This is a genomic window from Agrobacterium sp. CG674 (genome assembly GCF_053521645.1).
The window spans coordinates 142921-150931 of sequence record NZ_JBNWDZ010000009.1 but is presented as its reverse complement, the minus strand read 5'-3'; the positions used below and the strand labels follow the sequence as shown (position 1 = coordinate 150931).

At 54.0% G+C, this 8011-nt stretch carries 9 protein-coding genes and 2 pseudogenes; 4 read left to right on the top strand and 7 right to left on the bottom strand.

From position 1 onward, the window contains the following. Positions 1 to 64: 64 nt before the first annotated feature. Positions 65 to 1009, bottom strand: a complete 945-nt coding sequence (locus tag ACQZ51_RS20705) for an NAD(P)/FAD-dependent oxidoreductase (RefSeq protein WP_448780134.1) — start codon at positions 1007 to 1009, stop codon at positions 65 to 67. Positions 1010 to 1149: 140 nt separating this feature from the next. Between ACQZ51_RS20705 and ACQZ51_RS20700 the strand changes: the two genes are divergently transcribed. Further along, positions 1150 to 1602, top strand: coding sequence for an Rrf2 family transcriptional regulator (locus ACQZ51_RS20700; RefSeq protein WP_448780112.1), 453 nt, complete (start codon positions 1150 to 1152; stop codon positions 1600 to 1602). Between the two features lie 111 nt (positions 1603 to 1713). Here ACQZ51_RS20700 and ACQZ51_RS20695 read toward each other — a convergent pair whose 3' ends face one another. Then, on the bottom strand, positions 1714 to 2127 hold the full coding sequence (locus tag ACQZ51_RS20695; RefSeq protein ID WP_448780110.1) for a PIN domain-containing protein: 414 nt from the start codon (positions 2125 to 2127) through the stop codon (positions 1714 to 1716). Further along, entirely contained in the window at positions 2124 to 2372 is a 249-nt protein-coding gene (locus tag ACQZ51_RS20690) for a type II toxin-antitoxin system VapB family antitoxin (protein WP_448780108.1), read from the bottom strand. The genes ACQZ51_RS20695 and ACQZ51_RS20690 overlap by 4 nt, the downstream gene beginning before the upstream one ends. Before the next feature lie 323 nt (positions 2373 to 2695). On the opposite strand from ACQZ51_RS20690, the pseudogene ACQZ51_RS20685 reads away from it, so the two are divergent. From ACQZ51_RS20685 to ACQZ51_RS20675, 3 genes and pseudogenes are all read left to right on the top strand, one after another. Continuing rightward, positions 2696 to 2960: pseudogene (locus tag ACQZ51_RS20685) on the top strand (type II toxin-antitoxin system prevent-host-death family antitoxin). After that, positions 2957 to 3378, top strand: a pseudogene (locus ACQZ51_RS20680) (PIN domain-containing protein). Before ACQZ51_RS20685 ends, ACQZ51_RS20680 begins: the two co-directional pseudogenes overlap by 4 nt. Positions 3379 to 3797: 419 nt before the next feature. Beyond that, positions 3798 to 4808: a sensor histidine kinase gene (locus ACQZ51_RS20675; protein WP_448780106.1), complete on the top strand. Its 1011-nt coding sequence runs from the start codon at positions 3798 to 3800 to the stop codon at positions 4806 to 4808. Positions 4809 to 4848: 40 nt separating this feature from the next. Here the strand turns inward: ACQZ51_RS20675 and ACQZ51_RS20670 are convergent, their stop codons facing one another. The 4 genes from ACQZ51_RS20670 to ACQZ51_RS20655 all read right to left on the bottom strand — a co-directional run bounded on the left by ACQZ51_RS20670 (position 4849) and on the right by ACQZ51_RS20655 (position 7890). After that, entirely contained in the window at positions 4849 to 5172 is a 324-nt protein-coding gene (locus tag ACQZ51_RS20670) for a hypothetical protein (protein ID WP_448780104.1), read from the bottom strand. Positions 5173 to 5274: 102 nt separating this feature from the next. After that, positions 5275 to 5655: a response regulator gene (locus tag ACQZ51_RS20665; RefSeq protein ID WP_448780102.1), complete on the bottom strand. Its 381-nt coding sequence runs from the start codon at positions 5653 to 5655 to the stop codon at positions 5275 to 5277. Continuing rightward, entirely contained in the window at positions 5652 to 6443 is a 792-nt protein-coding gene (locus ACQZ51_RS20660) for a PRC-barrel domain-containing protein (RefSeq protein WP_448780101.1), read from the bottom strand. Before ACQZ51_RS20660 ends, ACQZ51_RS20665 begins: the two co-directional genes overlap by 4 nt. A 1198-nt stretch (positions 6444 to 7641) precedes the next feature. After that, the gene (locus ACQZ51_RS20655; protein ID WP_448780099.1) at positions 7642 to 7890 is read right to left on the bottom strand and encodes a helix-turn-helix domain-containing protein; all 249 of its coding nucleotides are present in this window, start codon (positions 7888 to 7890) and stop codon (positions 7642 to 7644) included. Positions 7891 to 8011: the final 121 nt, after the last annotated feature.

The window sequence follows — 8011 nt, the reverse complement described above, 5'->3', positions numbered from 1 at the left end:
AGCTAGGCGCAGACATAGAAGCTCACAGTTTGTGAATCGTCTATCTGCAATACAGCCGTACGATCTAACTACGCCAGATGGGGTCAGCTTCCCGCTTACCATGAGAGAGCGCACCTGACATCAACATCCTGTGTGCGCTGACGCCAGCCAGGCTGCCATCGCCCACAGCCAGTGCAACGGAGGCCATAGGACGCGCGGCATCTCCACAGGCGAAGACACCCGGGATGGAGGTTGCCTTCATGGCATCGGTTTTGATCGTTGCGCCGAGCGGTCCCTGCTCCATTTCAAGGCCGAGCTGCTGCGGGATCGGCGTTGCAATCTCAATGGGAGCCAGTGCAAACAAGCCTGAGAAGGATAACGCCCGGCCGCCAGCAAGCTGGACATCAGCGTGCCCGGTGATCGCCTCGACACGGCCGTGCTCGACGATGACGACACGAGCTGTAAGGGCTGCAAGCTGGTCAGTGTTCGGCTCGAATGCGTCGTTGAGGAGTAGGGTTGTTGGCCCCCAATCAGGCAACATCAGCGCATGGTGCATGGAAAGCTCAGAGCCCGCGATAACCCCAATTTTGCCCTGATTCAGCTCATAGCCATGGCAATATGGGCAGTGAAACACAAACTTGCCCCAGCGCTCCGCCAGGCCATCGATGTCAGGAAGCTTGTCTCTCACACCGAGAGCCAGGATTAAAAGCCGCGATAAGTGACGGGTTTCTCCAACCGTGACAGCAAAGGAGAACGCGTGCGACCCCGCCTCCCCTTTTCGTTCGACAGAATCGGCACGCCCAGCCAGCCATTCGACCGTACTGTACTTCATCAGTTGCGCGCGCGCGTCTGCGGCAATTGCGGCGGGATCGGCACCATCTTGCGTGATGAAGCCGTGCGAGTGCGACGCGAAACGGTTGCGTTTGAGGCCTTCATCGATGATCAGAACCTTGCGCCTGGCACGACCAAGCTGCATCGCAGCCGACAGTCCGGCATAGCTTCCGCCGATAATGATAACGTCGTGGATGATGTCGCTCATAAACTTCTCCTGTTTCATGTAACAACATAGGTGCCATGAAGGAGACATGTCAACACTCATGATACTCCGATTGTATCGTGAGTGCGCTTCATGCTATCGTTGATGGGCGACCATTGAGTGGGGAACAGGACATGAGGCAAGACAGTCGACTTTCGCGGATGCTCCACGTTTTGATCCATATGAGACGCCATGATGGAGCCATGACATCCGAGATGATTGCACAAATGCTGGACGCCAATCCTGTTGTCATCCGTCGCACCATGGCGGGCCTGCGCGACGAGGGATATGTCAGCTCAGTCAAGGGTCATGGTGGTGGCTGGACGCTGGCACGACCGCTTGAGGAACTGACACTTCTCGACATCTACCGTGCAGTTGGAGAACCATCCCTCTTTGCGGTTGGCCCCGCCTATGACATGCCGGGTTGTCTTATTGAGCAGGCGGTCAATGGCGCGTTAAAAGATGTCTTCAGCGAAGCCGAGGAACTTCTCCGCAAGAGGCTTGGCGGCGTGACACTGGCTGACGTGGCCAACGGTTTTCCCATCGCTTCCGACAATGATGGCGGCAAAGGTTGCGCGTCTCAGTAGCGGTGATTTTCATGTCGAACTGGGGCGGGTTTGCGCGAGGATCTGCTACCGGCTTGTATGCAAACGGATCTCACCTAGCGCATCCTGCAATAAAATAAGCTCTTGAACCCGCTAAAAATCCCAGGGATTGAAAAGGGTGAGATCTGTCGTGTCAAAATCCTTGAGATTTCGCGTTGCCAAACGGCCACCATTGACACGCGCTATTGCGGCGATCATCCCGTCGGGTGCTGACATTGCGCGTCCCTGACGGGCCGCCTGCCCCATGATTTCGCCGTAGGCTAATGCGGCTTCGTCAGTGAGACTAAATATTCGATCGAAAAACCGACGACGCCATTCCGTCAGGCCCTGCTCCAAACGCTCCGCTCGCTGATCCGGTCTGATCTTTTGGATACCGAAAGCGATCTCCGCGATTGTCACAGTTGGCAAAGCCAATTCGGAATCGAACCGAACAAGCCAAGCGATGACAGCTTCGTTTGGATCCTTTCGCAACGTCTCAGAGAGGACGTTCGTATCGAGGAAAATCAAAGCTCTATACCGTGGTGAAGTTGGCGGTTTTCACGAATAAACTGATCGAGATCAATCTCCGTGGCGGCCTGTGTGTTGACGCGCCGGTAGAAATTTGCAGCTGGTTCCCGACCAGTCTCGCGTGTCTCGTAGGCTTCAAGCGCTCGCTCGACGACCTCTGCAATCGAACGATTTTCACGGCGGGCCAGTCTGTGTGCCAGATCTTTTGCTTTAGAACTCCGGACAGAGAGTTGTGGTGCAGCCATCGCAATCTCCTTTGCCATATATATACCCCATTAACCTCCTGCCATCAAGATGTCAGCTGCTGGCTTGCCAGCAATTACCGAACTTTACGTGTGGGAACGCTTAGCCCCGTTGGATCGGCAGAAGGTGTATTAGCCCTCCTGGCCGAAAAGCCTACTCTGATTCATGCAAGTCGTCAGGGCGGTCGAGCGAAGAACTCTATAGCGTCATCGCGGAGACCGGCAGATATTAGAAATACCACGCCCCCTCCCTGCTCCAACCACACTTACAGAGACGCTTCTGACGAATAATAGCCATTATAGTCATTTTGGTTTTAGGTGAGACGATGCAAACATCAACGCACAATGATATGAACTGGACGGTCGCAGACGCGAAGGCAAAGCTTTCGGAAGTCATGGAGCGCGCAATCGGCACCTCAGACAATTACCCGCAGTGGAAAGCCTAGCGTCGTGGTTGTTTCTGTAGAAGAATGGCAAAGGAAGACAGCACGCAGGGGATCGCTAGCGGAATTTCTGCTTTCATCGCCTCTGCGTGGTACCGATCTGGATATCGAGCGACAACACGGCGAGCCGCGTGACTTTTCGCTATGAGATTATTCCTCGATACGAATATTCTGTCGTAAGTTACCGAACCTCGGTCCGATGAAGATGTTCTTAAGGTGCTGCACGGGCTGGATGAGGACCGCACATTCATCAGCATCCCATCGATCGCTGAAATTCGCCGTGGTGTTGCATTGTGGGAAGTGGGAGAAAGCGCGACGCTCTGGACGAATGGCTCACGAATGATCTGCCCCAACGCTTCGAGAACAGGATTATTCCAGTGGAAGTGCCTGTCGCCATTGCCTGGGGCGACCTCATGGCGCTTGCCAAGCGAAGTGGTCGGGGGCTTGCCTCGATGGACGGCTTGATTGCCGCTACAGCCGTCGCTCACCAATTGACCCTTGCAACGCGCAACACCAGGGATTTCGAAGGCTTCGGGATAGATATCATCGACCCATGGACTGCTTGATCAGCCGTTGTTCGTCGATGGAAAGGAACAGTCTGAATGCTCTCCTACAGTTTGCTCAAAAACCACGCCGGCATCCTGCTCGTCCGAAACCACCCCGACCTGGCTACATGAGATCATGCATAACGTGAATGGCCGCCGCTTGTCATAGACAAGGAGGGCTCTTTTCCTGGCTTGGCCAACGATGTGCGTAAAGCATTTGAGCGCCGGTCAGAGTTCCCAGGGTCGCTGCCAATAATGACATGATGCATCCGATTCCCTAAATGGAACAGACACTTAATTAGGTTTCTCGAAAGTACGATCGAAAACCACCATTTCTAACTTTTCCAACATCCCGGTCGTAATTTCGCTATAGAGCTTGAATTCAAGTGCGTGACGACGAAGGTCCTATCGCTCGAAATGTAAGACAATATGGAGTTCCCATGACGGCGACGCCGGAGACCCTTAAACCACTTCTGTGGGAACCGAAAAATCTGGTGCGTGCCATCGAAGCTGCCGGGGTCACTCTTTGGTCCTGGAACGTTAACACTGATGCATTTGCAATGGACGACCATTCCTACGAGCTGTGGGGCGTTCCCAAAGGTCGCGACGTTACATTCGAGGATCTTTCCGCGCACATCCATCCGGCCGATCGGGACCGGGTTCGTGCAGCCTTTACGGCCACACGTTCCATCATCGGTGCCTATGAGATCGATTTCCGGATCATGATCGGCGATGAACTTAAATGGATTTCCGCGCGTGGCCAGGGTGACGATGCCGGCATGGTCCAGGGGATCATGTTTGGGATTTTCATTGATGTCACCGGACGTAAGCAGGCCGAGGAAGGTCGCGAGTTGCTGGCGGGAGAAATGAGCCACCGCGTGAAAAACCTTCTTGCCATAGCTTCTAGCCTGACCGCCATTACCTCACGGTCAACGACAACGGTCGAGGACATGGCCCGCGAGTTGACGCTCAGGCTGAAAGCTTTGGGGCGGGCCCATGATCTGGTCCGGCCGGTCCCAGGGCAAACAGAGGCGCCATCAGCATTGCTGGGCGACCTTCTAACCGTGCTTCTCGCCCCTTATGACAACTTGGGAGCTTTCAGCGGCCGTATCCGGGTTTCCGTGCCACGGATGAGTGTTGGTGACGCGTCAACGACCGTCGTAGCGTTGATTGTCCATGAGCTGGCCACCAATTCTCTGAAGTACGGCGCACTCTCTTCCGATACGGGAACGCTCGACGTTTCGTGCTCAGCGCATAACGAGGCAGTCACGATTGTATGGACTGAAAACGGAGGCCCTAAAGTGTCCACACCGCAATCCAAGGCTGGCTACGGCAGCAAGTTGGTGGAACGCAGTGTGACAGGCCATCTGCGTGGCTCGATCAATTACAATTGGGCCAAAGACGGCCTCGTCGTTACACTGGTCGTCGATCCAGACCGCTTGGCAAATTAGGGTCCACTAGGATCACAGAAGTAGACTGCAATACGATCAGCTAAAAGAGCATCAGATCGCCCGCAGCCGCATTCGCCTCATCCATGGAAGCATCCAGCGTTGCCTTAAGAATACGAAGCTCTGCCATAAGGCGTGGACTGAGATCCCTTTGCTGCCAATCTGTCAGTTTCTGCTGCCACTCGGCAACCTCAACGATAAGCTGACGTGACCGGTCGGCCGTTTCCGGATTGACGGCACGGGCGGCCCGCTCTGCGTTCTCCGCAAGCTCGACCAGTTCGACCGTGCTGACGATCCATGTCGGGAGCGCCTCCCGCAGGGTCGCGATTTCAGTGAGAACCGATTTATCAGCGGCATAGTCATTCATGTTGTTCCCGATCATTCGCAAGATTGAAAATAAGAATAAGCGCCTGCTGTGGACGTTGTTACATCTGCCTAACCCAGCCCAGAGTCAGCGTTCCATCGGGCATCAAGCCTCTTCACTACTCGATGATGCCAATTGGCTACGCAACGCAGTCGTGAGACATTCGCGGCTATAGGGCTTTGGTATAAAGGGTATGCTATCGGGGAGTGCCGCTGGTTTTACCCGGCCAGACGTGACGACGATACGCACCGTCGGGAATTGCTGTTTCGCGCGGACCGCCAGATCGAGACCGGAAGAACCATCGGCAAGATCGACCTCGGTAAACAGGATCGAAATCCCGTCCACGTCAGTCAGCAAGCACATTGCCTCATTTATGGTCCGCGCTTCGAAAACGATAAAACCGAGGTCGGACAGGAGGTCGCATGCCAGCATGCCGATCAGCGGCTCGTCTTCAACCACAAGGGCTGCTTGGCTTTTGACGGTCACTTCGTGCTCACCGTTGGCGCGAGGGTCTTGTCGATACTAGCGATGTTGGAAACAAGGCTCTGGAAAATAGCATCGTTTTTGGCACGCCAGTCCTTGTCATCGAGCCAGAGATAATCCTGATCGGGCATCAAAGGTACCGACTTCACCTGGTCGCTGGTGACGGGCAGGAAGAAGCTGGTTCGTGCACGATCTATCACCAGCGATAAAAGTGGCACCACGAGGCTGTCTTTTCCAGGGACGAAAAAGCCCCCGGACGCCACAATCACATAATCTCTCTGGTCTTTCGTTCCGATTACGACATTGCGGACCTCACCGACAATTTTGTCGTCGGATGTTCTGACCTCTGCACCGACTATCTCGTTGACCAGAAGGCCCGGATCAAGCGCACTGATCGGTACGAGGGGACCTTCATTGACAGAGCCGCGGCTGCCTTTGACCTTGCCCAACCGTTGTTGCAATGGCTCGCCTGCGGCCTGCTGCTGATCGACGGCATCTTCGTCACTCGTGCCGCGTTCGCCGATTGAAGGTGATGCGATAAGTTCCTTGATGTTGCCAATTAGCCGTTCGCAATCATCTTCCAGCCCGTACGTCCACAGCAGGAAAGCCGCATCACGCAACGTTCTGAGATCGAGCACGAGGTAGCGGTTCTCAGGATCACGCAACTCGGGCTTTTGCAAAATCGCTTCTTCAAGCTTTGTATCAGAAATATTACAGGCCGCCAGCACGGGCGTGGCAGACAGAGCAAAGGCAAGCCCAACGGCAACAGCCGCTGCTTTAAGGATGGTCATGAAATGGGTCCGATCGGCGGATTTTGCTTCGACCTCGTGGTGTAAAGCACGTCAATCCGGAAAGAGCGTACCGCGTGACGCCTCGATCATAATATCAGAACGAGGTATGTCTTATTTTGTTCCAATCTCGAACGGAAATTGGTACGCAACCTACGTGTTACGACATAAAAAAAATCTATCACATTGATATATAACGATTATCTACATTTTCAAAGTTGAACAGAGCGGGTACCATAGGACCACCTATATGTCTTTTTTTATAGTGAGTGTCTTCCAAATGTGTAATGCCTGTTATGCGTCGACATGGATTCTGACACCATCTGTTTGTGATTAAATGCCGCTTTCATTCAACCTCAAGACAACCCAATGAACGCAGCTGTATCAAAGTCCCCCGCCGTACGGATCGAGGAAATGGGTGAGCATCGGATCATGGTGACTGGCGCAACGCCAAGCTCTAAGCCATTTGCGACGCGAAAAGCTGTCCCATCGTCTCATTTCTCACACTGCGGAAGCATTCACGATTACGAGGTTTGCCAGCGGTAAAGAGAGGAAATGCCGCCGTCGTTTGCACTCGTTACTGACAGGGCCGTCACAGTCATTCCATGCGTGGCTCACCGCAGTTACGGGTGCCCAGGGAAGTTGCCAGCCGGAAACTTTAAGAAAACACACAAATATCTGTTTAATATCCGATACTTAGTCGATTATTTTGGTGGAATGACATCTACTATGCTGCGATACGGGCAGAATGGTGTCATGACATGTTGGCCTGTGGACTCCAACACCAAGCACGAAATGACCAGGGCAAACCCGCACAGCCATGCATCGTGCCGAGATGGCCAAAGCTGTCGTTAATAAGGTCGCTGCCCCCTCCCAAGGGTGAGGTTGGCTAAAACAATGAGAATAGGTGCCGCCATAGCGAGGCTTCGGTTCCCCTAGCCTTAAATGGCAGCAGCTCAGCAACTGAGCACAAATCAATTTAAACAGAACTGTCTGCTGCCGGATGTTGACCCCCTAGGGATCCCCGGCAAGATGGTGCGGGCACCGTACTGGACGGTCTAAAGATTGGGTTCCTCAAACGGGCCGTTCATATCTGCGTAAACACCTCAAAAGGCCATCTTCTGGCGCTCGAGCCGAGATACCGGCAGCCAAAATAATGATTTTGACAACGCACGCAGCACGGCTTCGGGCTCCTTCTCCATCACGCCGAAGCATTCGAACAGCGCCGGATGGCAGTCGAGCCCTGCTCCCATGTTGATGGGCTGGTCCAAAGGAAAGCAGCCATTTCATCTTGGGTCAGGTGCAGCTTTTGGCGGATCGCCTTGGAATCTACGTTTTCCAAATCAACGGCAGTGATACGAAGTCCAGCAACGTCCCTGCCCTTCGCATGAACCAGAGCTTCGGTCATAGCCTGAATCAGATCCTCGCCAAATTTTGTTGTCTCACTCATGGATTGCTCCCGCCTGTCGTCTTGATCGCCTTCGAACGCAGCAACTCCCTTGTCCCCTTCCGGCTACGAATCGGTCTTTTCATTCTTGCCGTAGACGAGAGATGCATAAAACCGGCGCATC

Bases quoted from the DNA above. Each gene is read 5' to 3' on its own strand.
- ACQZ51_RS20655 (WP_448780099.1), bottom strand. From the start codon at position 7,890: ATGAGTGAGACAACAAAATTTGGCGAGGATCTGATTCAGGCTATGACC.
- ACQZ51_RS20670 (WP_448780104.1), bottom strand. From the start codon at position 5,172: ATGAATGACTATGCCGCTGATAAATCGGTTCTCACTGAAATCGCGACC.
- ACQZ51_RS20700 (WP_448780112.1), top strand. From the start codon at position 1,150: ATGAGGCAAGACAGTCGACTTTCGCGGATGCTCCACGTTTTGATCCAT.
- ACQZ51_RS20690 (WP_448780108.1), bottom strand. From the start codon at position 2,372: ATGGCTGCACCACAACTCTCTGTCCGGAGTTCTAAAGCAAAAGATCTG.
- ACQZ51_RS20660 (WP_448780101.1), bottom strand. From the start codon at position 6,443: ATGACCATCCTTAAAGCAGCGGCTGTTGCCGTTGGGCTTGCCTTTGCT.
- ACQZ51_RS20675 (WP_448780106.1), top strand. From the start codon at position 3,798: ATGACGGCGACGCCGGAGACCCTTAAACCACTTCTGTGGGAACCGAAA.